The organism is Aurantimonas sp. C2-5-R2 (assembly GCF_036549495.1).
Classification (GTDB): domain Bacteria; phylum Pseudomonadota; class Alphaproteobacteria; order Rhizobiales; family Rhizobiaceae; genus Aurantimonas; species Aurantimonas coralicida_A.
The window spans coordinates 1-25265 of record NZ_JAZHLJ010000044.1; the positions used below are offsets into that span (position 1 = coordinate 1).

Annotated in this window: 20 protein-coding genes and 5 pseudogenes; 8 read left to right on the plus strand and 17 right to left on the minus strand. The window is 63.0% G+C overall.

The annotated features are described in order from the left end of the window. Window positions 1–159: 159 nt before the first annotated feature. From VQ044_RS16595 to VQ044_RS16610, 4 genes and pseudogenes are all read right to left on the minus strand, one after another. Complete coding sequence (locus VQ044_RS16595) at window positions 160–681, minus strand: DUF3489 domain-containing protein (protein WP_327648323.1); 522 nt, start codon at window positions 679–681, stop codon at window positions 160–162. Between the two features lie 221 nt (window positions 682–902). Further along, window positions 903–1994, minus strand: coding sequence for a PAN domain-containing protein (locus tag VQ044_RS16600; RefSeq protein ID WP_331827722.1), 1092 nt, complete (start codon window positions 1992–1994; stop codon window positions 903–905). Window positions 1995–2080: 86 nt separating this feature from the next. Further along, a pseudogene (locus VQ044_RS16605) lies at window positions 2081–2414 on the minus strand (transposase); the annotation flags it as partial. A 100-nt stretch (window positions 2415–2514) separates the two neighbouring features. Beyond that, window positions 2515–2895 carry a hypothetical protein gene (locus VQ044_RS16610; protein WP_327648319.1) on the minus strand — a complete coding sequence of 127 codons (381 nt, stop codon included), beginning with the start codon at window positions 2893–2895 and terminating at the stop codon, window positions 2515–2517. A 207-nt stretch (window positions 2896–3102) separates the two neighbouring features. Between VQ044_RS16610 and VQ044_RS16615 the strand changes: the two genes are divergently transcribed. Next, entirely contained in the window at window positions 3103–3468 is a 366-nt protein-coding gene (locus VQ044_RS16615; protein WP_327648318.1) for a hypothetical protein, read from the plus strand. 95 nt (window positions 3469–3563) lie between these two features. Here the strand turns inward: VQ044_RS16615 and VQ044_RS16620 are convergent, their stop codons facing one another. From VQ044_RS16620 to VQ044_RS16660, 8 genes and pseudogenes are all read right to left on the minus strand, one after another. Further along, on the minus strand, window positions 3564–3827 hold the full coding sequence (locus tag VQ044_RS16620) for a hypothetical protein (protein ID WP_327648316.1): 264 nt from the start codon (window positions 3825–3827) through the stop codon (window positions 3564–3566). 114 nt (window positions 3828–3941) lie between these two features. Further along, window positions 3942–5491, minus strand: a pseudogene (locus tag VQ044_RS16625) (ISL3 family transposase); the annotation flags it as partial. 656 nt (window positions 5492–6147) lie between these two features. Beyond that, window positions 6148–6576 (minus strand): annotated as a pseudogene (locus VQ044_RS16635) (ATP-binding protein); the annotation flags it as partial. Beyond that, the gene (locus VQ044_RS16640; RefSeq protein ID WP_442872925.1) at window positions 6576–6830 is read right to left on the minus strand and encodes a hypothetical protein; all 255 of its coding nucleotides are present in this window, start codon (window positions 6828–6830) and stop codon (window positions 6576–6578) included. The gene VQ044_RS16640 and the pseudogene VQ044_RS16635, both read right to left, overlap by 1 nt. After that, on the minus strand, window positions 6817–8298 hold the full coding sequence (gene terL, locus VQ044_RS16645; protein WP_327651030.1) for a phage terminase large subunit: 1482 nt from the start codon (window positions 8296–8298) through the stop codon (window positions 6817–6819). The genes VQ044_RS16640 and terL overlap by 14 nt, the downstream gene beginning before the upstream one ends. 195 nt (window positions 8299–8493) lie before the next feature. Next, window positions 8494–9156: a DUF5681 domain-containing protein gene (locus VQ044_RS16650; protein ID WP_327648312.1), complete on the minus strand. Its 663-nt coding sequence runs from the start codon at window positions 9154–9156 to the stop codon at window positions 8494–8496. Continuing rightward, entirely contained in the window at window positions 9153–10640 is a 1488-nt protein-coding gene (locus VQ044_RS16655) for a site-specific DNA-methyltransferase (RefSeq protein ID WP_327648310.1), read from the minus strand. The genes VQ044_RS16650 and VQ044_RS16655 overlap by 4 nt, the downstream gene beginning before the upstream one ends. Further along, the gene (locus VQ044_RS16660; RefSeq protein WP_327648309.1) at window positions 10637–10918 is read right to left on the minus strand and encodes a hypothetical protein; all 282 of its coding nucleotides are present in this window, start codon (window positions 10916–10918) and stop codon (window positions 10637–10639) included. The genes VQ044_RS16655 and VQ044_RS16660 overlap by 4 nt, the downstream gene beginning before the upstream one ends. A 12-nt stretch (window positions 10919–10930) precedes the next feature. Here VQ044_RS16660 and VQ044_RS16665 point away from each other — a divergent pair, with 12 nt between their 5' ends. Then, complete coding sequence (locus tag VQ044_RS16665; RefSeq protein ID WP_327648307.1) at window positions 10931–11122, plus strand: hypothetical protein; 192 nt, start codon at window positions 10931–10933, stop codon at window positions 11120–11122. Between the two features lie 242 nt (window positions 11123–11364). On the opposite strand, the gene VQ044_RS16670 is transcribed toward VQ044_RS16665, so the two are convergent. The 3 genes from VQ044_RS16670 to VQ044_RS16680 are packed head-to-tail and all read right to left on the minus strand — an operon-like array spanning window position 11365 to window position 14422. Next, window positions 11365–12882, minus strand: coding sequence for a hypothetical protein (locus VQ044_RS16670; RefSeq protein ID WP_327648305.1), 1518 nt, complete (start codon window positions 12880–12882; stop codon window positions 11365–11367). Window positions 12883–12899: 17 nt separating this feature from the next. Further along, window positions 12900–13310, minus strand: a complete 411-nt coding sequence (locus VQ044_RS16675; RefSeq protein WP_327625361.1) for a DUF5681 domain-containing protein — start codon at window positions 13308–13310, stop codon at window positions 12900–12902. Further along, a complete protein-coding gene (locus VQ044_RS16680) occupies window positions 13310–14422 on the minus strand; it encodes a DNA modification methylase (RefSeq protein WP_442872924.1) in 1113 nt (370 codons plus the stop codon). Before VQ044_RS16680 ends, VQ044_RS16675 begins: the two co-directional genes overlap by 1 nt. Before the next feature lie 1183 nt (window positions 14423–15605). Between VQ044_RS16680 and VQ044_RS25735 the strand changes: the two genes are divergently transcribed. The 3 genes and pseudogenes from VQ044_RS25735 to VQ044_RS16685 all read left to right on the plus strand — a co-directional run bounded on the left by VQ044_RS25735 (window position 15606) and on the right by VQ044_RS16685 (window position 18766). Beyond that, entirely contained in the window at window positions 15606–15800 is a 195-nt protein-coding gene (locus tag VQ044_RS25735; protein WP_442872923.1) for a DUF6538 domain-containing protein, read from the plus strand. Window positions 15801–16444: 644 nt separating this feature from the next. Further along, window positions 16445–16762: pseudogene (locus VQ044_RS25740) on the plus strand (PAS domain-containing protein); the annotation flags it as partial. A gap of 75 nt (window positions 16763–16837) precedes the next feature. Then, entirely contained in the window at window positions 16838–18766 is a 1929-nt protein-coding gene (locus VQ044_RS16685; protein WP_442880669.1) for a PAS domain-containing protein, read from the plus strand. Window positions 18767–18885: 119 nt separating this feature from the next. Here the strand turns inward: VQ044_RS16685 and VQ044_RS16690 are convergent. Then, window positions 18886–18993: pseudogene (locus tag VQ044_RS16690) on the minus strand (integrase); the annotation flags it as partial. A gap of 404 nt (window positions 18994–19397) precedes the next feature. Further along, window positions 19398–19865, minus strand: coding sequence for a MarR family winged helix-turn-helix transcriptional regulator (locus tag VQ044_RS16695; protein ID WP_327648302.1), 468 nt, complete (start codon window positions 19863–19865; stop codon window positions 19398–19400). A 72-nt stretch (window positions 19866–19937) separates the two neighbouring features. On the opposite strand from VQ044_RS16695, the gene VQ044_RS16700 reads away from it, so the two are divergent. From VQ044_RS16700 to VQ044_RS16710, 3 genes are read left to right on the plus strand one after another with little or no spacing between them, the layout of a single operon-like run. Next, window positions 19938–21050 (plus strand): efflux RND transporter periplasmic adaptor subunit, encoded by a 1113-nt coding sequence (locus VQ044_RS16700; RefSeq protein WP_327648300.1) that lies wholly within the window; start codon window positions 19938–19940, stop codon window positions 21048–21050. Next, on the plus strand, window positions 21047–22150 hold the full coding sequence (locus tag VQ044_RS16705) for an efflux RND transporter periplasmic adaptor subunit (protein WP_327648297.1): 1104 nt from the start codon (window positions 21047–21049) through the stop codon (window positions 22148–22150). The genes VQ044_RS16700 and VQ044_RS16705 overlap by 4 nt, the downstream gene beginning before the upstream one ends. Continuing rightward, window positions 22147–25230, plus strand: coding sequence for an efflux RND transporter permease subunit (locus tag VQ044_RS16710; RefSeq protein WP_327651029.1), 3084 nt, complete (start codon window positions 22147–22149; stop codon window positions 25228–25230). The genes VQ044_RS16705 and VQ044_RS16710 overlap by 4 nt, the downstream gene beginning before the upstream one ends. Window positions 25231–25265 lie beyond the last annotated feature (35 nt).

Sequence of the window (25265 nt, forward strand, 5' to 3'; positions counted from 1 at the left end):
CGGCTTCGATCGGGCTACGCCCTCACAAAGCCGGAGACCGACCGCTTATCGTAGTTGTCGCGGAACCGCTCAGGCTAGTCGCCGCTCGATAGGCCCAAGAGCTAGGCGGCCGAGGCCGACCTCGACCGCCGGGCGATATATGGGCGATCCCGGCTTGGTCTAACCAGGCATTCGATATACCCGCCCCCTGTTCTCGACCTTCTCGGAGGTGACCTCCAGCCCGAGCTTCTTCTTGAGCGTGCCCGACATGGCGCCGCGCACCGTGTGGGCCTGCCAACCGGTGGCGGCCATGATCTTCTCGATGGTCGCGCCGTCCGGCGCGCGCAGCATGGCTATCAGCGTGACCTGCTTGGTACCCTTGCGGCGGTGGACTGGGGCAGACGCGCCATCTGCAGGCGCCGGGCTTTCCGAACCTTCCGTGATGCCGAGAAGGGTGAGCTGGTCGACCGCGACAGGGCCGTCGCCCTCGTGTTCCGGCTGGCTCGCCAGGAGCGTGACGCGTGGGTGACGTGGCCAGCGCGGGTTGCGGCCCTGATGGCAGCGGACCTCTCGGCCGCAGTCAGCGGGGAAATCGGCGCCGAAGTGACGATCGAGACCGGCATCATGCAGAAGATCCTCGAGGACCATGTCCGCGCCCATCTCGGAGAACTTGCCGAGCCGAAACTCGAGCTTTAACGGCACCCGTCTGATCGGGGGCTTCGACGGCCAGAAGGATCTTCTCCGCGCCTGGTCGCGCGGGCTGAGGCCCGACGCGCGCCTCACCGTCTCGGAATGGGCGGATCAGCATCGATGGTTGTCGTCGCGGGCCTCGGCCGAGCCCGGCCGGTAACGTACAAAGTCGAGCTAAGAGCGTCGATGGTGAGGTCGATTTCAACAGCCTGCTTCAGTGCGAGGGGGCGAATTTACTCGGTCGGAATAATACGCGGGGAGAACCGCCGAACGTGCTTGTACGCGCTTAACATCCCTACCTTGTTGACCGCCCCTTCTCCACTCGACTTCAGCCAACAGTGAGATCGCTCGATTACGTACGTGAAGGCCACGCATCGTTCGTCACCAAGGCATTCGAGCCGGCAAGCCTGAACGCTCTTCGCGCTAGGATGCGGTCTACGCGAAAGATCATGGCCGGGTATATCGACGCCGATCATCAGGTCGGATGTCGGATCGATCACGCCAAGCGAGAAAGGCTGAGGCGCAGGGTCGGACGGCGAGAGCATCAGTCCGGAGATGGCTTCTTGATTGCCGTCCAGAAACCCTCGGCTGTCCTTCTGAAAGCAGTTCGGTCCCTTTCTTGCTCTTTCGCTGGAATTGAATGTGAAGGCCCCGCACTGATCACCTCGGGCGACACACTCCTGGCCGCACAAAATCGCGCTGTTCACCGTCCCAGACGCTACGTCGGAGCCATAAAAGTCGATCCCCTCGATGATCGCCATTCGTTTCGGTTCGGGAACACTCCGGCTCACTTGATCGGAGCTTGGTGCAGGATTAGGGGCGGCACTCGGCTGTGCAGTAGGTCCAGCTGGCAACGGGTCTGGATCACTCCTCGTGGTCACCCGGAGCTGCTCCATTTCACTGCCCGACAAGTACCGAATGTCCGAACTCTCGTACTGCAACGCTAGTTCGAGAAGGCCAGGATCGACGTCCATTTCCCTCAGATAGCTCAGAACCGCGGCTGTCGCGGACTGAATGGCGGAAACAGCTTCGTCAGCGTCGCCCCAAGCCATGCCGGAGAACGATGATTTGTGAACCCCTATCGAGCCCGGTTCGGCCACCCTTTTGACGCCCCCTAGGAAGGCGAGTGCGCATGCGGAACTGCATTCCAGGCCTCGAACCTGAACGGTGTCGAGCCCGAGAGTGCGGATAGCTCGCCCAAGAGCGAAGCCAGTCTGGATAGAACCTCCAGGAGAGTTGAAGATGACGACCTCCGGGCGGTGATCTCTCGCAGCACCTATAAATTGCGACACGTCGTAGTCGGCCTGGAACTTCCCCTCGACCACCAGGAAGCGAGCCCCTCCATCGGCCACTTCCCTGATCAGTGCAATTTCGGGGTACGAGTGCAATCGACTCGCGTTGCGTGCGTGCGATCGGCAGATCGTGCGACCATCGTCTTGCGCTCGGCAACAGTCCGACCTTGTCGAGCGCGCCTTTCAAAAAAAGTTGTTCGCCAGCGTCAGCTTCCCGATTTTGGCATGCAGCGTCTTCACGTCGACCGCCGGCGCCGCGGCAATCGCGGCCGCCTCCGATCCAAAGACGCCGGCAGCACCCTCCAGAAGCTGGGAACGCTACTGCGTGATCTGATTGTGATGCACATCGAACTGCTGTGCCAGTTCGGCCAGCGTCTTCTCACCGCCCACCGCTGCGAGTGCCACCTTTGCCTTGAAGGCCGGGCTGTGGTTCCGCCTGGGTCTCTTGCTCATCATATCTCCTGATCGCAGCCATCCTGGCCGCCTTCAGGCAGACAATCCACTCAGCCCCCTGTGCAGATTTGCCGAGCCACCTCTCGGGTCTGGCGCCGTTTCAGCCGCAGTATTTGACCTCGAGGGCTTGGGTTGTCTCTCGGCCCGCCGTGGTGATCTCATAGGGCGCGTGTAGTCCGGCACCCGTTTTCCGAACGAGCTCTTTGCGTTTCAGGTACTGCATCAGCGCGTTCATCGAGATGCGCGGAATTTCGAGATCCCGGCCGATACTGCGCGTTCTGGCAGGGCCATGTTGAGCAAGGTGCGCCAGCACCTGCCGCACGCGATCCGATCTAACCGGCAATGCAGGCAGATCAGCGATCCGGGCAGCGGGATTGCGTTGCCCGTTTTCGCGGCCTGCTGGCGTCAACCGATACAGGGCGGCTTTGCTGGATCGGCCTGCCAGTTCGACAAGGCCTTCCTCAACAAGGAACGCGATCACCGACGCTGTCTCTGCCGGCGGCCTGTGGGACGCCCCAGCTATCTTCGAAATCGTCGTGCCTGCCGTCTCCGGAAATGCCGAAAGCACCGCCTCCTCTGACACTCGGAGCAAGAGGGACGGATCGTCGCCGCGGGCCAATACGTGCAGAGGGCGGTCGGGGTCGCCTATGCGGATCAGACCCAGTGCCGCCAACCGCACCACCAATTGATGGACGCGCTGATCGCTAACTCCGAGTTCCTGGGCAAGGTCTGTACCACGGCGTGGGCGCGCGAGAAGAGCGACAAGACGTTGGCCCGATGGGCCGGGCTTTCTCTCTCTGCGGCGTCTTCGGCCTCGCTGCCGTTCGCCTTCCGGCGCAACCACGACTGCAACGTCCGCTCCAAGCGGCGAGAGAGACAATCTGCGGTCACGCCTCTCAACCAATCCTGCGGAGGCAAGACGATCAAGGGCGGCATCGGTCTGAACGAGATCAAGCTGAACGCGCAAGGCAACACGGGTCTTCGTATCGGCCCCGGAGCGGATCGCTTCGAGGCACGCCGCCTCCGGCTCGCTCAGGTATACAGGATCGTTTAGGAATGGGGGCATAGCTCTGAATCTGCCTCACCGGCGCAGCTATCGCAAGTTTGCGGCTCCCGCCCCGTGGTTCCTGATCAGACGATCACACTTTGTCAGAAGGGGTCTTTGCCGTTCAGTATTCGGTGGACCTGCATCCGCCGACAGGTGAGCGCTTTCGCGGTGGCGGCGGGGCCAGTACCGGAGGGGTGCATCGCCGTGATCCGCTCGTGGTCGAGCCGCTGTTTAGCCCCCTGAGACAAGTCCCTCCTTCGCCGTTCGATGTCCTGGCGCTGCGTCTCTTTGATGAAGCGCCGCTTCATCTGTGCGACCATCCCCAGCACCGTTAGCGCTCCGGCGTTGAGCAGCAGCCCCGACACACGAACTTCCTCTCCTCATTGCCATGTCGACGACGGCAGATTGGCGCCGACCTGAAGCGTGTCAATCGGCGTGCAAAAGGGGATCTGACGCAATCCCGATGACGATCCAGCGGCGCCGAGTAGCCGGGCTTCGAGCAGGTCGATCTTGGCTCGACCGTACATCTGCCGCTTCACGAGCTTGAGCTTATTGACCTGGCCCTCGGTCTGACCGTTCGACCAGGGTTCGGTTATCGCGGCACGAACGGCGGCCAGGTCGTTCTGGATGCCACGGACGAACGAAACAAGAAGACTGGAGCCGGCGTCGGCGATCCATGGATCGAGATCCACCACTGTGCGACTGCGGATCATCGCTTGGAAACGGTCGATCAGGGATCGAGCATCCGCCAAGGTCGGAACGCCGGCCTCGATCGCGGCGACCAAAACCGTTTCTGCCTTCGTGAGATGATCGCGCTTCAGCGTCACCAGGCGGGCGATCGATCGAGCCGATGGGACCTTTTGAAGTTGGGCGGTCGTCATTCACTCGGATCGCCGCCGCCGCGTCGCCCATTCGCTGACAACGCGGGTCGAGCCGCAAGAGCCGAGTTCCCGAAGACGGCGCCATAGTTCAACGCCGTTGCGGCAGCCGGCCTCCCATTGCGCGTCGAGGAAGGGCAGATACGCATCGAGCAAGCCTTGCCGGGTGCGAACGACGTCGGTGCGTTCGCCGCGGACGATCTGGCGAACCAGCCCCCGGCTTCGCCCTGTCCGCCGCACGATCTCCTTGACCGGAACGCCATCGGCGGCGAGGCCGGTGATGATGGCGTTCGTCTCCTCGCGCCGGAGATAGCCTTCATATTGCAGGCGTTCGGCCGACGTCAGAAGTTCCGGATCGACGACGGTGGCGCCGATCGCGGCACGGATCGACTTCATCGACTTCTTCACGGCGTCGAGGAAAGCGGCGCTGGCGTTCTCCATCAAATGCCAGCGATCAGCAATCTGAGCGGCATTTGGCAGGGTCCGCGCCGTCGCCTCTCTCCATAGCCGCCGCCGCGATCGCGGGAGACGACGGTGATCTCGGGATGATCCGACAGCCAGCCCGCGACAGTCGCAATCTCCCGATCAGGCAGGAGCTTCACGATCCGTCGCCGTTCGAGATCGCAGACGATCGACCCGTAGCGGTGATTTCGGCGAAAAGCGAAGTCATCGATGCCGACGACATTCAGGGTATCCCGAGGCGATCGTGCTCGTCGCCGCACCACCCGAAGCAGCGTGTCGTTGCTGACCGGCATCATCAGCCGTTGGGCAAAACACGCTGCGGGCCGTCCGCCGAGAGCCAGGCCCAGGTAATGGACGATGCATTCCATTCGGCCGGTGCGACGCGCCCTCTGCGCGACGACCTCGTCGCCGAAGCGTTCGGCGAAGATCTTGCGGCGACAACTTGTTATGTCGCAGCGAAAGCGGCGCGTGATCAGCAACAGGCGCACGGATCGCCCAGCCGAGGGAAGATCCGAAACGTTGCGAACGTATCGGCTGTGCCGCCGGCGCGAGGGTCTTCCGCATGACGGGCATGCGGCTTCTGGCGTTCGAGCCGAAGCGGTGACGAGAAGTACGCTGTCGACAACCTCGAAACGTTCGACAGAAAGCCCAGCCGGAATCAACGACGAAAGCGAAATAGCGGTCGGCATGTGGCCGTTCTCCTCTTCGGAAAACCGCCATACGGCCCCTCAACTGCATCGGGATTGAGTCAGTCCCCTTTTTGCACGCCGATCCACACTGAAGCGGCAGAAATGGCCGGTCTTCCGAAGTCTCCATTTTCGTTCGCCGTGAGGATGAAGAGGCGAATTGCGGCGAGAGCGGATCAGGTTGGGCGAGGGAACCTGTGTCGCGGCTGGGTGTTGGCCGGTGAGGGCGATGCGGTCATCGATGCATCCACAGCGTCAGCCGCACGGCCAACAAGGGAGAGAGATATGGGCCTTTTCACGAAGGACATCAAAACAATGGACGATCTCTTCGTCCATACGTTGCAAGTCCAGCGAGCGCCGAGGCGGCCATCGCTGTCTTTCAGGAGAAGTACGGCGCCAAATATTCCAAGGCCGTCGACTGCCTGGTCAGAGACCGCGGACCACTCCTGGCCTTCTTCGACTTCCCAGCGGAACACTCTCATGATCGCAGTCAAGGTCGTTCCCAAGCCAAATCTGCCAGTGGCATCCACCTGGCATGACGTTTTGGAGATGTGCAAGGCAGGGGGTGGAACTGAGACGACGGTTGAGCAGACTCTCATACGCGGGTTGGTTACCGCATGACCGTGGTTTCGTCTTGGGGCTGCCTCTTTCTGGGAGCGAGCGTCGAGTTGATTGACCAGATCGACCAGATTGTAGAACCGCCCCCGGGCATGGGAACGGACCACGGCGGCGGCCACGGCGATCACCAGATGCGTCTTTCCGGTGCCTGTCCCGCCAATGAATATGGCGTTGCGTTTGCCTTCCAGGAACGCGCCGGTGGCGATCTCGCGCACCTTGCCTTCGTCAATCGCCGTGTCGGCGAAGTGGAAGGCGTCGAGATCCTTCAGCACCGGGAATTTGGCGCTGACGATCCGGTAGACGATGGCGCGGGCCTGGCGATGATTATGCTCGGCCCGCAGGAGGCTGGCGAGCAAAGGGTAGAGTTCGTCGCGGCGTTGCAGGCCCTTGCCGGTGATCTCGTCGAAGCTGGCGCGCATGCCGTGAAGCTTCAACTCGTCCATCGCCTCCAGAAGCTCGTGACGCTCCATCACGCCACCCTCCTGATGCTGTCGTAGCGGGCGCAGTCGGCCAACGGTGGCACCTTCAGAACCAGAGCCTCGGGGATCGCGATGCTGGAGACCGGCGGCGGCTGGAGCTGGCGCGCAAGGATCGTCAGGATCACGTCACCATGGCAGATTCCGGCTTCGACGGCCTCGGTGCAGGCGGCCTCGACGGCTTCCAGCCCATGGTCGAGGACGGCGCCGAGGACCTTTACGAACTGACGGTCGCTATCCCCAGGCACCGATGTTATATGTTGACCTGTTGCGCATCCAGTTGAGGAGCTGCGAGAGGGCGTCGACCTGGTCGTCGTGCCGCCCGTACGGGAAGGCAAGCAACTCGGCCTTGAAGTCGTCGAGCCAGGGTGCCCGTGCCGGGCAGAAGACGGCACCCGCTTCGATCCTGGCCGAGCAGGCGCTCATGCGCACGACCTTGTCGGCCTCAGGCGTGGCCGCAATGGCATAGCATTGATCCCGCATCAGATCCTGGATCAGACTGGTGCCCGAGCCCTTGTCCTCGATCAGCAGATCGTCGGCCCTCCAGCGCTGCTTCTCCAGCACAATCCGCTTCTTCAGGGCCGGATAATCGAGGCGCTCGCGCACAAGGTCGAGAATGTAGACAGCCTCGTGGCCGACCTGCGCAGTGATCCCGACCGAGTAGTCGGACAGCTCATTTGCCTTTGATGCGGTATCCCAGCTCTGCACGATCCGCTCGCCGGCGCTCTTGCGGGGCACATCCCGATAGAACCCGAACCAGCCCCACTGCACCATGTGGCCGCCGGGCGGGACCGGGGTTTGCTGATACTGGGCCGAAAAGGCCGCCGAACCCATGGCAAGCTTCAGCTTCCGCAGCTCGGAAACGGGCTCGCGGGCTGGATGAAGCGCTTCCCCGATCGCGCGGTCGTGGAACCGGTCCGGGCCGATCTGAATCCGAGCCGGGGCTTCGGCAATCGCGGGAAGATCGAGATGTATCCAGTCGCCCTGGTTCAGGACGTGACCGGCAAGATCATCGACGTGCAGGCGCTGCATGACGAGGATGATCGCATCCTCTTGCTTGTTGTCCAGACGCGAGAGCAGGGTCTCGTTGAACCACACATTCGCCTTCTGCCGCGCAAGATCGGACGCCGCATCGGCCGCTTTCATCGGATCGTCGATGATGATGATCGAGCCGCCGCGCCCCGTCAGAGTGCCGCCGACGGTGGTGGCCAGCCGGTATCCGTGCCCGGTGGTGCGCATTTCCGTCTCGGTGTCCTTGGCCGGATCGACGCGGGTGAAGGGAAAGAGGGCCTTGTACCAGTGCGCGCGCATCACCGCGCGGCAGGAATTGGCGTGCGCGACCGTCAGGTCCCTGGCATAGGAGACGCAGACGATGCGCCGCGAAGGATCATGACCGAGGAGCCAGGCCGGAAACGCGACGGAGGCGGAGATCGATTTGAGGCTGCGTGGAGGCAGCGTGATCAGCAGGCGCCTGATCCTTCCGGCGGCGACCTCGCCCAGATGGAACGCCAGCGCATCCAGATGCCAGTTGTGGGCATAGGGTTGCGCCGGCGAGATCTCATTGAAGCACCGCTCCGTGAAGGCGCCAAGGTTCTGGCGCAGCAGTGCTTCCAGCACGCGGCGCCTTGCAGCTTCTGCGGCAGGCATCCGCATGGGCGTCAGAGGTTGAACGCCGTCGGCGAGATCATGGGCACCATTGCGCTGTCGCTTGATCATGCCAGCTGCCACCATCCGTCTGCTCCGGCCATGTCGATCATGAGGTTGGCGCTGTTCGGCTCGAGCTGCAGAAGCCGGACCCGCGAAGACGGCGCTACAGTTTCGCGCCATTGCGACAGCCGGCCTCCGTGGCGCCGAACTGTGCCCCCTGTTTCGCGCGCAATGGATGCAAGCAGTTTTACAATTGAATGTCGACTAGCCTCCATCGTCGGTTGTCCCCCGGCCCGGCACAAGGTCCTCGTCGCAAGGTGCCGTGCCGCTCCCCCTCGCACTTTCCCTGCCGCTTCCGTGCCCACTGCCGCCGCCCTCCAACCCAGCCACAAAGAGTGACGGCGCTCCTTCGTGAGACGCGGCTCCACAGCCAGCCGACGTGCCGTGTCCGAGCATCCGGTCGAGGATTGCACGGTCCTCGTCCATCATCCTTGCAGCCTGATGGATATCGAGAGCCTCCCCGAGATCGCTCTGCAGGCCGGCCGATTGGATCATTGCGATCAACAATCGCGCGGCGGCAGCATCGCCGGAGAGAGCTCCATTCGTCACCCTCTGCACGACGGCTTCTATCTTGGTGAGACGCTTCGGCCCCTTGCCGGTGTGCACCGTGATCCGTTCGCTCATCACGGCGTGCAGCGCGCCCTTCAGCGTCTTGGCGCCCTTGCGGCGTCCGCGCGGATTGCCGGATTGTCCCCGCTTGAACTGCCCGGCCTTCGGCGGCTTGCCGTAGCCGATGGTGTAGTTCTCGCAGGAAGAGCTCCCAGTTTCGGTCCCAACCTCAGACGCGGGATGGTCGGAACTCTCATCTTCTGCATCGGAAGAGCTTACGATGGCGGGACCGGGATCGACATTCCGCCCACTGCTCATGCTGCCATCTCCTTCGAGCTCTCCGCATCGCCCGGGACATCGCCGTTGCTGTCCCTCGGCCCCTTTACTGCTGTCATAGCCATCCGATCGTTGGCGACTTCGTCGAACGTCTCATTCGTTTCCAGCAACACCGCATCGTCCTTCGCATAGGCCTGCCAGCGACGGATGATCGTATCGCAGTACAGCGCATCGATCTCGACCGCCCGCGCCCGACGGCCGGTCTTGTGTGCCGCGATGACAATGCTGCCGGAGCCGGCAAAAGCGTCCAGCACGATGCCGCCTCGCGGGCAGCAATCCTTCAACGCATCCGCGAGCATGGCGACCGGCTTCACCGTCGGATGCAGCGCCAGTTCCTCCCGCGCCTGCCTGGTGGCCGAGGTGATGCCGCGATAGTTCCACACATTGGTGCGATACCGTCCGTGCTGCCCGAGTTCGAACGTGTTGGTGTGCGCGGCCGTCCCCTTCTTGAAGGCGAAGATCAGCTCGTGGCGCGAGCGGTAGAAGGTGCCCATGCCGCCATTGTCCTTGGCCCAGACGATCAGGTTCTTCATCTCGCTGTAGACCGCCTCGCCAGCTTCCATGAGCTCGCGCATGTGGCGCCAGTCCATGCACACGAAGTGGATCGAGCCGTCGCGGGAATGCTCGGCGAGCTGTTGCAGGCTCTTGATCAGGAAGGCTGTGAACTGCGCCTGACTCATCTCTCCCGAGGCGAAGGCGAACTCCCGGTGGCGCACCTTGCCCGAGCCGCAGACATGGCCATCGACGGGAACGTTGTATGGCGGGTCGGTGAACACCATGTCGGCGACCTCCGTCCCGCCGGCCGTTCCATTCTCACCGCCACGCTCGTCCTGCATCAGGCTCGCGTAGGTCGCCGCATCGCGGGCATCGCCGCAGACGAGCCGGTGCGGCCCGAGCTGCCAGACGTCACCGGCACGGGTCACGGGCGCAGTGTCATCGGCCACCGATGGCAGCGCATCCTCGCGTTCCGTATCGGCCTGCGGTGCCGTCCCGCCGGGTTCCAGCACCAGATCGATCTCCGCTATGGAGAAGCCGGTCAGCGCGATGTCCAGCGTCTCAGTCTGCTCGAGCAGGAAACCGAGCTCCTTGCCCAGCAGATCCTCGTCCCAGCCGGCATTCAGCGCCAGCTTGTTGTCGGCCAGGATATAGGCGCGCTTCTGCGCTTCCGTCATCGACCGCAGCTGGACGCAGGGAACCCTATCCATCGCCAGCAGCTTCGCCGCCTCGACACGGCCGTGACCGGCCAGGATCATGTTGCCATCATCGATCAGCACCGGATTGGTGAACCCGAACCGCCCGATGCTGTCGGCGATCTGGCGCACCTGCTTCCTCGAATGGATCCGCGCGTTGCCGGGATAGGGCATCAGCGCCTCACAGCGCAGCATCTCGATGCGCGGGTCGGCGCTTCGGTCGGTGGCGGCCGTCGACCGCGCTGCCTGCTCGACGTTTCGCTTCCTGCTGCTCATCCGTTCGTCTCCTCTTTGAGATCGGCTGCGAGATTGTCCGCGAGCGCGTTCACCCGCCGGGCCAATTCGCGCAGGGTCTCCGGTGTGTTGGCCACACCACCGTCCAGCCAAGCCTCGATCGCCCGATCGAAGCGTCGCTGGTTGGTTTGCGAGTTGCCGAACGGATCGAGCGCCGGATGACGAAGAGGATGAGCGCCACCGGATTTTGCTTCGCCCGTCGCGAAAGCCTTCTCATGCTGGTCAATCGCGTTCAGCAGGTCGTCGAGACCGAGCGCCATGGGATGGGTCGGATGACCGTCAGCCCGCTGGAACGTCTTCAGATGCCGCTTGCCTGTCGGGGACGCGACGAACTGTGCGATCCGCGCCCAGAATTTCGGGAACTCCGACCGAAGCCTTCGATACTCGATCTCGCATCGCTCCCAATGGGCGACGCGATCGCGCCGCAGCAGTTCATCGCCCACCCGCACCCATCGGCGCTGTAGTCGACGCACCGCGTGCTCGTCGTCCCTGGTGAGTGAGAACGGCGGTGACAAATTAGGTCACGAAGCGGCGGTGATTGGCACGGCCGCGCCGGAGCAAAACCCGGCCAGTGGTTAGGGTCGATACCCAATCATGGTGTTGAAGCTCGGGCGCAAATCAGATTCCGGAACATCCTGGTGAAGGGCTTCGTCGACGAGGTGGTGATCCTGTGCGCCGGTGAGGAGATCGCCCGGCATCGCCGCGTCTAAGAGAGAAGCCGACGGTCCGCATTCTGACGCGCCAGCCGCGCCGCTTCTCCAAGATTTCCGACCAACTGGCTCATGCTGTCGACCTGGTCTTTGTCCGCAATGTTCGGGAACGCGCTCACTTCATAAAGAAAGCGGTCGAGCCAAGGCGCATCCGTAGGGATGAGGACCTTGCGGTCGTCGATCATGAGGATGGCCCGCCCGAAGCGCTCGATCTTCGATGCGCTTGGCCGCGTGCCGGATGAGCCCTCCCGCTCCATCGGCTCGTCAGTGGCCGTCGAGGCGGTGATATGGCGATAACCCTCGCGCAACAGCTCCTGATATAAACCAAGGCCCGCACCGCGCTCGTCGAGAATGATCAAGGCCGGCTTATCGAGTTTGTCCTGCACCTTAATCGCGGCCCGCACCTCCGGGAGCTCGGCCCGGATTGTGACGACATCGATCAGATAAACAACCTCGCCCCGGTCCTCATCCCGCACGAGCCCCCACTTCGTGCAGACGCTCGCATTGCCGCTGATCGTCGCGCCGATATCCCAGGAATGGATCGTCAGCTCGAACGCGGGAGTCTCGGTCGGATTGTAGCGGGCGAAGCGCTCGATGGAGAGCATGCCCGACCCTCCGGGTGTCGGATGTTGCTGATACTGTGCGTTCCACACGTGAGGCGGTAGGCTTGTCTTCAGCCGCCCCGCATCGGCCCGGGGCAAGCGGACCGGGTTCAGCACCTCGCCGGGGGTCCGGCACATGATGAGTTTGCCATTGTGCCGGAAGCTCTCCTCCTCCACCGCGATCATCGGCAGCTTCAGCACAAAGTCGGCTTCTGGCTCCATCGTCGCCGAGAGATCGTCGGGCGCGAGGCGGTGCATGACCAGGATAAGTGCGCCCCGCCTGGGATCGTTGAAGCGCGTTATCACGGAGCCTTGCACCCAGGAGCGGACCCGCTCCTTCGCGCGCTCCGAAGCCGCCGCGTCCGGCTGCATGGGATCGTCGATAATGATTTCGTCGGCGCCGAATCCGGTGATGTCGCTGCCGACCGAAGTAGCGTAGCGATAGCCGCCCTTCGTCGTGCGAATATAGTCGACCGCCTTCTTGTCGAGAACTGTACCCGGAAAGATCCGGCGATAGCGCTTCGACATCATCACGGTGCGGGTGAGGCCAGAATGATCGTGCGCGAGATCGTCGCCATAGGAGACCGTGATGAACTTTGCGCCGGGATCGCGACCGAGCCGCCATGCGACGTAGAGGACCGAAACGATCAACGACTTCATGTGCCGTGGCGGCAGATTGATGACCACGCGGCGATACCTGCCCTGCTGAACCCTCATCATCAGCAGGGTCATCAGGCCGAGATACTCGGCATAGACCAGCTTTTGACCCGGATGCAGGATCCCGAACGTCAGTTCCACAAAGCACCAGAAGTCCGCGCGTGCCAGGAGACACAGTTGATCTGGCGTCGGCCGCGGCATATCGCCGACGCCAGCGGTGGCTATATGATGGTCGGGGTATTGCTTATCAGGCATGCTGGCGCTCGATCACACTAGTTTCGCAAGTGATCAAAGCGTGACAGCATGCGCTTTAGCTCTTCATCATCCGGCATCCATCCTAGGCCGGTCTCGGCCTCATCGGGATCGTCAGTCTGGCTTGCTCGTTCCGCCAGCTCACTTTGCTGAAGCAGCAGCCGGGCGGCTAAAAGATTGCCCTCGAGCGCGAGCGCAAAGAGCTTGCGGACGAGTGCCTCCTGCTTTGGGATACGGACGATCTCGTCTCCGACCTTCATCTTGACGAGGCGCTGTGCCTCGCGCGCGATCACCTCCTGAAACGTCGGCTTACCCTTTGGTCGCCCGTTCGGGTTACCGGATTGGCCGGGCTTAAACTGGTGAGCCTTGGGTGGCCTACGATACCCAACGGCGGTGCTGCCGCCTGAGGAGTGCTTCGGGCTCTTCGCCATCACGCGCCTCCCTTGATGTCGTTCTCATTCTGGTTCTCGGCCTCGCGTCGCCGGGCTACCTCTTCGAACGTCTCGCCGCTTTCGACCAGCACGGCTGCCTCGCCGGTCTGGGATTCCCAGCGTTTGATCGCGACATCGCAGTAGCGTCCGTCGATCTCGATCGCCAGACATACCCGTCCGGTGCTCTCAGCCGCCAGGATGGTGCTGCCTGATCCGACAAAAGGATCGAGCACCGTCTCGCCCCGATTCGTCACGTCGAGCAGCGCATCTTCGAGAAGTGCCTTGGGCTTAACGGTCGGATGGTCCGCCGATGCCTCGCGCGCATCCGATCCGAGGCTGGAGCCTCCAGCGTATGTCCACAGGTTCGAGCGCCAACGGCCATGGTGGCCGAGCGCCACATTGTTGATGTGAGAACCTTTGCCCTTCTTGAAGACAGGCAGCATCTCATGCTGCGATCGCCAGAGACTACCCATGCCGCCGTTCGATTTGGCCCAGACGACGACGTTCAGGAGGTTAAGATCGAGCTCACGGCCACAGGCCAGTACGAGCTCTACACTTCGCCAATCGATGAAGGTGGCCAGGAGCCCACCATTGCCGAGACGGGCCACCACATGCCTCATCCAGGCGACGTTGAAGTCGGCGAACTCATCCCGCGACAGTTCGCCATGCGCCATGGCGAACTCGCGATGGTGTGCCTGGCTGGTGACATGGCCCTTGTTCGGCACGTTATAGGGCACATCGGTCAGCACCAGGCGCACGTGCTCTGTCGGCTCCAGCAGCCTCTCGTAAGATCTTGCTTCGAGGGCGTCGCCTTGCAGGAGCAGGTGATCGCCAAGTGCCCAGAGATCATCAGAGCGCGAGACAGCAAGAGTGGGCAGTTCGGGGAGCGCCTCCTCATCACTTGCTTCACCCTCATCGTCGAGCAGCAGCGCGTCGATCTCCGCCGCGTCGAAACCGGTGACGAGCACGTCCTCGCCGAGGTCCATGAGTTCAACAACCTCGAGCTTCAGGGCGTCTTCATCCCAGTTCCCCGTCTCGCCCAGGCGGTTAAGCGCGATTGAGAGGGCACGACGCTCGGCCGGATCGAGGTGAGTGATCTCGATGACCGGCATCTCGGTCAGCCCGGCCCGGCGCGCGGCTTCCCACCTGCCGTGGCCGTGTACGATCCGACGATCCTCGTCGACCAGGATCGCCTCACACAGTCCAAACCGTCGAAAGCTCGCATCCAAACGGGCAGCCTGCGCCACCTCCGCCCGCCGCACCCGGCGAGAGGCGGGCTTCACGCTTTCGATCGGAACATACTCGATCTGCAAGGAGGGCTGGAGATCATTGCGCGGTGGTGGCACGACATCCCGCAAGGCGGTCAAGGTGCGCTGGGTCTCACGGCGAATGCGTGATTTCTCCTGAAGCTCAGGAAATATTCCCGTGGCGGGCGTTATCTGACCGCGGCGCGATGAAGAGTGTTTTGGCATGACCGGCTGTCTCCGATGATAAAGGACGGGCGCGTCCATCGTCGGAGAAGCGATCGCCAAGCGAGGGCAGTGTCTTCAGCGCTCCAGCCGCCTCGACGCTACGCAGCATGCGTGCTGCGTAGCGTCGAGGCATCGAAAGCGCCGCCGACTTCTGCCCTCCATGGCTTCCGGCTCGCCTGGACGACCTCAGCCCGAAAGCGGAAGCGTCCGATTGCCAAGGTGCAATGCGCTCGCTGAGTTTGCAAGGGGCTGGCGGCAGGGTGGTCCAGTTGTAAGNTGGACGACCTCAGCCCGAAAGCGGAAGCGTCCGATTGCCAAGGTGCAATGCGCTCGCTGAGTTTGCAAGGGGCTGGCGGCAGGGTGGTCCAGTTGTAAGACCGGGGGCTCTGATCGCGAAATTCTGCCCGGATGCGCGCCGAAACCGGGGCACTTGACAGGTGGGATCGGGAGACCATCCAACCCGAATCAGCTGCGCTGATTCCCGTCGATACCGCCGCAATGATACTCAGCTTACACATCTGCTTCGCTGTAATTCCCTGTTCCAAGCGAGATGGTATCGCCTGACCAAGACAGAAATTAGTAGCGGATGCAGGGACTTGGCTCACTTACAGAGCGGAAAAATCCACTCTCCGACCCGGGCTTTCGCTGTTAAAGTCGCTGTTTGCAGGGAAAACGGCGCGAGGCCTGAGACGGGTTCGCGCAAGACTGCCAGCACAGCCAATTTTCTCCCAAGCTATTGTTTCCGCACCGCTTTGATCGGTCGATCGTCCGAGGGACTCCCAGCGGGTCCACCGGGCTGGTCCACTCCGTCAGGGCTGACACCATGGCGGGCGCCGCCAACCTTCGCCTCAAAGGCTCACGAGTCCACTTTCGCAGGAAGATTCCGTACAATCTGCGGGAGCGATTCGGTCGCTCCGAAATCGTGAGATCGTTGCAGACCCGCGAGCGCCGAACGGCAACCGCCCGGGCGCTCATGGTCTGGCTCCAGGTAGAACGGGTGTTCGAGACAGTGCTGTAGGAACCGACGCTTAGTGTTCCAAGATCACCCCGATCGTGGCCTGGACGTGGCTCATGTCCTCGAACACGGGCTGGCTTACTTCGTCGTCGCGGCGGCTGCAAACCTCCTGCGGCCACTTTTCCGACGTGAGATCCGGACAGACGAGAATGCCGGCCAGATAGCAGTCAAGTTCACAGGTCCGCTGTGCCGCAGTTGTGGAGAGGTTTGGACGCGCCCGTTGGACGATTGAATTCGCCGACCGTCCGCCTAATTCGAGACGGATCCAGGAAAACGAGACCCTGCCCGCCGCCTTTGGCCGGCAAAGTTACGACACCGAACAAAGTAAATCTGCCGAGAGGTTCACCTCCTACCCTTCGAAAAGACCCGGGGTGTGGCCGATTCAGTTGTGCGAGCCTGCAAGGGCACGACTGCCAAGGGCGCTTCTTCTCGATAATATGGCGCGACAATCGGTGCCCGTCCGTGAGTTCGATCGTGGTGCAAAAAAGGATTCGCAGTTGAACGAAACGTCAATACAGCCCGCGCCCGTCCCCTTCCTTTTCGCAGGCGGCGAGATGGGAGCGCGGCTCCGGGACCACGACTGGGAGGCGACATCCCTCGGGACGCCGGATACATGGCCCGGGTCACTGGCCACCCTGGTCCGGGTCATGCTTAACTCGCGTCAGCCGATGTTTGTGGCCTGGGGGCCTGACCGCACCCTCATCTACAACGAGAGCTATGCGCCGATGTTGGGCACGAGGGAGGGCGCCGCGCTTGGCCGTCCCTTCTTCGACGTCTGGCCCGAGTTGCGCCACGAGGTCGGCGCGCTGATGGACCGTGTTTTCGCGAACGATCCGGTGCACATGGATGACCTCAAGCTGACGCTCCATCGCAACGGCTATCCCGAGGAAGCCCACTTCGCGTTTTCCTATACGCCGGTCCCCGACGACAATGGCACGGTGGCCGGACTGTTCTGCGCCTGCATCGAGACGACGCGTGAGATGTTGGCGGAGCGTCGGGAAGCCGATATCAACAGGCGGCAGCGGCTCCTTCTCCAGCAGATGCCGGGTTTCGTGGCGGTGCTGGCGAGCCCGCAGCACCGCTACGAGTACGTCAACGATGCCTACTTGGCGCTGTCCGGCCCCCGCGAGTTCGTCGGGCACACCGTTCGGGAGGTGTTCCCAGAGCTGGAACGGCAGGGCTTCATGGACCTTCTGGACCGCGTCTACGCGACGGGAGAACCGTTCACGGGACGCGCGCTGCCGATCCAGATCGGCAGTGACGACGCCGACCGCTTCATCGACCTCCTCTTCCAACCCGTTCGAGACGAGGCTGGCGACGTTACCGGCATCTTTGTTGGCGGTTACGACGTCACGGAGCGCGTCCTCGCACAGCGCGCACTGGAGGAGAGCGAGGTGAGCCTGCGCGACCTGAACCGGACGCTCGAGGAACGCGTCGCTGAACGCACTGCGGAACGAGACCGACTGTGGACGCTGTCGGAGGACATGCTCGCACGCGCCGATCTCAGCGGCATGATGACAGCCGTGAGCCCGGCATGGACGCGCGTGCTCGGCTGGTCGCAGACCGAGCTTCTGGAGAGACCCTATGCCAGCTTCATGCATCCCGACGACGAAGGCCCCACGCTAGCCGGGCTAGCCCGCATGGGCGAGACAAAGCGGCCAACGCGCTTCGAGAACCGCATCGCGAATGCGGACGGGGGCTGGAGGCCGATCGAGTGGACCGTCGCGCCGGAAGAGGACGGTGTAAACTTCATCGCCATCGGCCGCGATCTCAGCGCCGTCAAGGCGAAGGAGACCGAGCTAGCGATCGTGCAGGATGCTCTCCGCCAGAGCCAGAAGATGGAAGCCGTCGGCCAGTTGACGGGGGGCCTCGCGCACGACTTCAACAACCTTCTCGCCGGGATCACCGGCAGCCTCGAGATGATGCAGAGCCGGATCGCGCAAGGACGGATCGGCGACATCGACCGTTACATGGTTGGGGCGCAGGGAGCCGCCAAGCGCGCTGCCGCACTCACCCACCGCCTTCTCGCCTTTTCGCGCCGCCAAACTCTCGCCCCCAAGCCCACAGACGTGAACCGTCTTGTCCAAGACATGGAGGAGCTGATCAGGCGAACGGTGGGACCGCAGATCAACGTTGAGTCCGTAGCAAAGGCAGGCTTGTGGACCCCCCTGGTCGATGCCCCCCAGCTCGAGAACGCCCTGCTGAACCTCAGTCTCAACGCCCGCGACGCCATGCCGGACGGCGGCAGGATCAAGATCGAGACGGACAACGAGTGGCTCGACGAGCGCAGCGCCCGCGAGCGCGACCTGCCGCCAGGACAATATGTGACGATGCGCGTGTCCGACGACGGGACGGGCATGCCTCCAGACGTGATCGAGAGGGCGTTCGATCCATTCTTCACGACCAAGCCCATCGGCGTCGGCACAGGGCTGGGGCTCTCGATGATCTACGGCTTCGTCCGCCAGTCCGGTGGGCAGGTCCGGATCCACTCCGAGGTCGATAAAGGCACCATGGTCTGCATCTCGCTGCCCCGTCACCATGCCGAGGCGGCAGTCGATGTCCCAGCGCCTCAGGAAGCGCCGGACAGTGGCGGCGCCGGCGAGACGGTGCTGGTCATCGATGACGAGCCGCTGGTCAGAATGCTGGTCGTCGACGTGCTGGAGGACCTGGGCTATACCGCGCTCGAGGCTGGAGACGGACCGCAGGGGCTAAAGGTGCTCCGGTCCGACGTGCGCATCGACCTTCTCATTACGGATGTCGGGCTTCCCAACGGGATGAATGGGCGCCAGGTAGCTGACGCGGCGCGGGAGATCCGACCTGAACTCAAGGTCCTCTTTGTCACAGGGTATGCAGAGAACGCCGTGCTCAGCAACGGCCAGCTTGATGAGGGCATGCAGGTGGTGACGAAACCGTTCGACATGGCCGCGCTCGCCAAGCGGATCACGTCAATGATTGCAGGTCCGACTTGAATGGCGCAGGGCGCAATGTCGGAAGAAGACCAGTACGGGGAAGGCGGTCCGGCAAGTTTCAACCCTGTCTGGGCGTAAGATCGGCCGCCGCGACAGTTCCGTCGCGGCCGTTCTCGGTGTTTGACAGCCCGCAGGTTGCCAGTCGCCTTGTAGATGATCGACGCCTTGGTGCGTCGGAGCGAATGAGTGCCAGAGTCCTCTCGACGCAAACCAATGCAAGTCACCCAACTCCCGTTATCTCTCTCCCATGGCCGGAATGGCCAGGAAGAGAGTCTGCGCCTCAATCAAAATGTCAGAAGACGAACGGACCGTGTTTCGACGGGCGGCTTTTGGGTACAAAAAAGCCCAGAGCCGTTCCTATCGACGACCTCGGCTGACGATTCGACGACTCGGCTCCTCTTGCCTCTCCACACTTCCAGAAGTTTGGTTTCGACGATACCGAGACGTCAGGTTTATGTAGAGCTGCCCTTTCAATTCGCGACCCATCTTCGATGTTTTGGTTCGGCTGCGACCATTCCGATCGGAATTATGGGTGAAGGTTTCAGCTGGCAACGGCTCCAGTTGCTCCAGGCGCATCGCTCCCAGGCCGAGCGCCCATCGAGGTGACAGCATCCCGCGGATGCCAGTGTGTTCAGCCATCGAAACGCTCAAGCAGCGTGCGCAGGAACTTCGCGACCGTCTCGGCTTCCGTCGTTGTAAGACTGGCGATCGTTGCAGAGAGCCGGTCGCGCATGTGGCGATGCTCGTCGAGGATTGGCCGGGCGTTTTCCTCGACCAGCGCGATCACGATACCGCGCCTGTCCGCCGGATTGGGGCACCGCTCGACAAGACCGGCGCGCTCTAGCCGGTCGAGAAGCGCTGTCGTCGCCCCGGTCGACAGCGCCACATGTTCGGCGATCATCTTGCCGCTGACGGGAGCCTTGCTGCTCTCCAGGAACCCAAGACAGCCAAGGTCGGTGAGCGCGAGGTCGTGCCGGGCGGCGAGCTCCTTGTCGAAGTCGATCGCGGTTTGCAGGACCCGTTTGAAAAGACGTAAAACCTCGTCCGATGTCGCCTCCCTCGCCGTGTCGCTACCGTCCTCGTCGTTGCCGCCTGCCATTGACGCGAACCTTCCTTTGATTTAGCTCAATGATAAAGCAACTTGGCAAACAAGCAATCGGGTGCGAAGTCGATGATCGGCAGAATGGACGCTCGTTCGAGCCTGGTCCGGGTGCTTCTCGTTGCGACGGCCGCGTCCGCGCTCACTGCCTGTGCGCCTGAAGCCAACGTAGAACGGCCGCCCGAGCCAGTCGGTTTCGTCACCGTCGAGCCGGAAACCATTAGCCAGACCACGACTTTGACGGGCGAGATCACGGCGCGCCACACCGCGACCTATTCCTTCAAGACAGGCGGTCGGGTGACGGATGTCGCCGTCGACGTCGGTGCGAAGGTGACAGAGGGACAGGTGCTGGCAAAACTTGACCCGACCGAGCAACAAGCCGGTGTGGCGGCCGCCGAAGCGGTGGTGGATGCGGCCAACGCGCAACTGACTCAGGCCTCGTCGGCATTTCAGCGACAGAAGGAGCTGCTCGGCAAGGGCTTTACGACCCGCGGGAATTTCGACGATGCGCAAAAGGCCTTGTCATCGGCGACCAGCGCCGTCGACATGGCCAGTGCCGATCTGGAAACGGCCAGGACGAACCTGGAAGAGACCGTTCTGAGGGCTGACGCCCACGGTGTCATCACCAGCCGCAGCGTCGATCCCGGCCAGGTGGTCAGTGCGGCCCAGACGGCCTTTGGGTTTGCCGAGGACGGCGGTCGCGACGCGGTCTTCGAGATTCAGGAACAGCTGCTGATCGGGTCGCGGAAGTCACATTTGATCACGATCGCGCTCGTCGGCGATCCGTCGGTGAAAACCGTGGGAACGGTCCGCGAGGTCTCGCCGCTGATCGACTCGACGACCGGCACCCTCAAGGTCAAGGTCGGGCTCGACACGGTTCCGCCGCAGATGACGCTCGGCTCGGCCATCGTCGGAACGGATGTCGGCGAAGCCCAGGAACAGGCGATCGTCCTGCCCTGGACGGCGCTGATGGCGGATCGCGGCAAAGCGGCGGTGTGGACCGTTGAGAAGGACAGTGGCGCCGTCAGGCTGACACCCGTGACGATCGGTTCCTACCAAAGCGGCAAGATCGTCGTCGAAGAGGGCATTGCGGCCGGCGACCGGGTCATCACGGAGGGGTCCCAGCTCGTGCGACCAGGACAGATCCCCGATCTCGTCGCCATGGATGAAGAGGCCGGATCGTGAAAAGAGCGTTCTGCTTCACCGTGCTGCTTGTTGCGGCGCCGCTTCTGACGGGTTGCAGCGAGGACACCGGGTCCGAGGCCGCGCCGTTGCCGCCGCGCCCGGTTCTGACCATGGTCGTCGCCCGGCACGTGGTCGCGGACGAGGGGTTCAGCGGGAGGATCGCGCCCCGCTTCGAGACGACCCTGGCGTTTCGCACCCTCGGCCGGCTGATCTCGCGAGATGTCGACGTCGGCGATCAGGTCGAGAAGGGGCAGCCACTCGCTGCAATCGACGCCGAAACGCTCGCCGCCGACCTGCGCTCCGCCAAGGCTCAATTGGCCAATGCCCGGATTCAGGCTCGCACGGCTGGGGCGAGTGCCCAGCGCACGCGGACCCTGTTCTCCGACAAGACCGTGTCGCAATCCGATCTCGATGTCGCCGAACAAAGCCGTCAGGTTGCCGATGCCGAGCTCGCAAGCGCACGGGCGCAGCTCGATAAGACCGAGAATGCGCTGAGTTTCGCTGTTCTCACGGCACCCTATGACGGGGTCATCACGGACCGCGAGGCAGATGTCGGTCAAGTCGTGTCGGCTGGCGCGGCGGTCTTCAAACTTGCCCGGACCGGCGAGCGCGAGGCGGTCGTGGATGTACCGGCGGCCCAGGGTTCGGCTCTGACCGCCGGCGACCGCTTCCGCGTCGTCCTGCAGATCGAGCCGGATCTCAGCGTCGAGGGCGGGATTCGCGAGATCGCGCCGCAGGCCGAGGCCCTAACCCGCACCAATCGGGTGCGCATCACGCTTGCCGATCCCCCGCCCGCCTTTCGCATCGGGGCGTTGGTCAAAGCGATCCCGCAAGAGAAGGCAGAGCAGCCGGCGTCGGTGATCGTGCCGAAAAGCGCGATCCTGGAAGAGGACGGCAAGGCTTCGGTCTGGGTCGTGGACGAGACGGCGAAGACGGTGACACGGCGCGCCGTGACGGTGAGCGACGCGCCCGATGGCGCGGTGCGGATCGACGACGGACTGAAACCCGACGAGCGCGTGGTCATCGCCGGCGTCCACAGCCTTGAGGATGGGCAAGCTATCTCGCTGACGGATATGGCGGAAGGCGAAAGACCATCGTGAAACGCTTCAATCTCTCCGACTGGGCGCTTCACCATCGCTCCTTCGTCTGGTTTCTGATGATCATCGCGATGCTCGTCGGCGCGCTTTCCTATCTCAATCTCGGCCGCGAGGAAGACCCGCCGTTCACCATCAAGACGATGGTCGTTTCGGGCGTCATGCCCGGTGCGACCGTCAAGGAAATGACCGAGCAGGTCACCGACCGGATGGAGAAGAAGCTCCAGGAGCTGGACTCCCTCGACTATACCCGGTCGATCACGACACCCGGTCAGACCGTCATCTTCGTTAATCTGCTTCCGACGACGAAGGCCGGTCAGATCACCAGCATCTGGACCCGCGTCCGGCACATGATGGCGGACATTCGCGGCGATTTCCCCTCGGAGTTTCAAGGCTTCGGTTTCAACGACGAGTTCGGCGACGTATTCGGCAACATCTATGCCTTTACCGCCGACGGCTTCACGCCACGCCAGTTGCGCGATTATGTCGAAGCCGTGCGCACGAAAGTCCTGCAGCTGCCGGAATCCGGCAAGGTGGAACTCGTAGGCGCCCAGGACGAACGGATTTTCCTCGAATTTTCGCTGCGCAAGATCGCCGGGCTCGGCATCGACCAGCAGTCGATCATCGATACGCTGAAAGCCGAGAACGCGATCGCGCCGTCCGGTGTCGTGCAGTCCGGACCGGAGCGCATCTTCGTGCGCGTGTCGGGCCAATACGCCTCGGAAAACAGTCTGGCTTCGCTCAATTTTCGCGTCAACGATCGCTTTTTCCGCCTCAGCGACGTCGCGACGATCAAGCGGGGCTACCAGGACCCGCCCTCGGCGCTCTTCCGGTATAATGGCCAGCCGGCGATCGGCCTTGCCATCGGCATGCGAAAGGGCGGCAACATCGTCGACTTCGGCGAGAATCTGAAGGAGGAGATGGCGCGCATCGTCTCCGAACTGCCGGTCGGCATCGGCGTACACCTCGTCGCCGATCAGTCGGCCGTGGTGGAGGAATCCGTCGGCGGCTTCACCCAGGCGCTTCTCGAAGCGGTGATCATCGTTCTTATCGTCAGCTTCGTGAGCCTTGGCTTTCGCGCCGGGTTGGTCGTCACCTTGTCGATTCCGCTGGTCCTCGCCATGACCTTCATCGGCATGGAATATGCCGGCCTGACGCTGCAGCGGATCTCGCTCGGTGCGCTGATCATCGCCCTCGGTCTTCTGGTGGACGACGCGATGATCGCGATCGAGACCATGGTGTCACGTTCGGAAATGGGCGAGACGCGGGAAAAGGCCGCGAGCTTCGCCTGGACCTCGATCGCCTTTCCGATGCTGTCGGGAACGCTCGTCACGGTTGCCGGCTTCCTGCCGATCGGCTTCAACAATTCCAATGCCGGCGAGTACACCTTTTCGCTGTTCGTGGTCATCGCCCTGGCTCTGCTCCTGTCCTGGGTCGTCGCCGTCTTGTTCACGCCGCTGATTGGTGTGCTGCTGCTGCCCAAGTCGATGCACAAGCACGACGCAAAGCCCGGTTTTGCCCGGCGCGCTTTCAGCCGCATCCTGCGGGTCGCGATGCGCCGGCGCTGGATCACGATCCTGCTCACGGTCGCGCTCTTTGCCGGCTCGATCTATTCGATGCGCTTCGTGCAGCAACAGTTTTTCCCGACATCCGACCGGCCGGAACTCGTGATCGACTTCATGCTGCGGCGAAACGCAACCATCGCCGAGACCAAGGCCGAAATGGACAAGCTCGAGGCGACGTTGGTCGGCGACGACGACATCGACCATTTCTCGTCCTATGTCGGCCGATCTGCCGAGCGCTTCATCCTCGCCTACGATGTCCAGCCATCGAACCCGTTCTTCGGCCAGGTCGTTATCGTCAACAAGGATATCGCGGCGCGCGAGCGGGTCCGTGACAGGATCCAGACTTTCGCCCGCAAGAATCTCGTCGGCATCGACGTCTATGTGAAGAATCTCGAGCTTGGACCACCCGTTGGCCGACCGGTGCAGTACCGCGTCGGCGGTCCGGATATCGAGGTGGTGCGCGCCGGCGCGCGCGAGCTTGCGGCCGTCATGGCGCAAGATCCCCGCCTGCGATCGATCGTCATGGACTGGAACGAGCCGGCCCGGGCGCTCAAGGTGGAAATTCTGCAGGACAAGGCGCGCCAGCTGGGCGTGACGTCACAGCAGATCGCATCGACACTGAACCTCGTCCTCGACGGCCTGACGATCACGGAGGTCCGGGACGGCATCTATCTGGTCGACGTCGTGGCGCGCGGCCGCCAGTCGGACCGCGACTCCATCGAGGCGATCGAGAACCTGCAGCTGACGAATTCTCAAGGTGCCGCGATCCCGCTCGCAAGCCTCGTCAGTTACGGCTACGACTATGAAGATCCGATCCTCTACTCGCGCTCGCGCATCCCGACCATTACGGTCAGCGCGGCGATCCTCGGGCCGGCACAACCCGCGACGATCGTCGCGGACCTCGGGGGAAAGATCGCCGCGTTCCGGGAGAGCCTGCCCGCCGAATACACGGTGGAAATCGGTGGCGCGGTGGAATCGAGCACCCAAAGCCAGGGACCGATAGCCGCCGTCGTGCCGTTGATGCTCGTCGCCATGCTGACCCTGATCATGATCCAGATGCAGAGCTTCAGGGCAACGCTCATCGTCGTCAGTGCCGCTCCGCTGGGGCTGATCGGCGTCGTCGCGGCATTGATTCCGTCAGGGGCACCACTGGGCTTCGTCGCGATTCTGGGCGTCTTGGCGCTTATCGGCATCCTCATTCGCAACTCGATCATCCTCGTCCATCAGATCGAGGTCTTGCGCGAAGAAGGACTTCACCCCTGGAATGCGGTGTTCGAGGCGAGCAAGATGCGCGCACGTCCGATCCTGCTCACGGCGGCGGCGGCGAGCCTGGCGCTAATCCCGATCTCGCGCGAGGTGTTCTGGGGGCCGATGGCTTACGCGATGATGGGCGGCATCATCGCGGGAACGCTGATCACGCTTCTCTTCATACCGGCGCTTTACCTCGTCGTCTTCCGTGTGCAGGAGCCCAAGGATCCCGCGCCCGATGCCGATCCGGTGTCGGAGGCAGTGCCCGGTTGACCGGAACAGTCGGCCAAGATTCGCTTGCCGCGGAT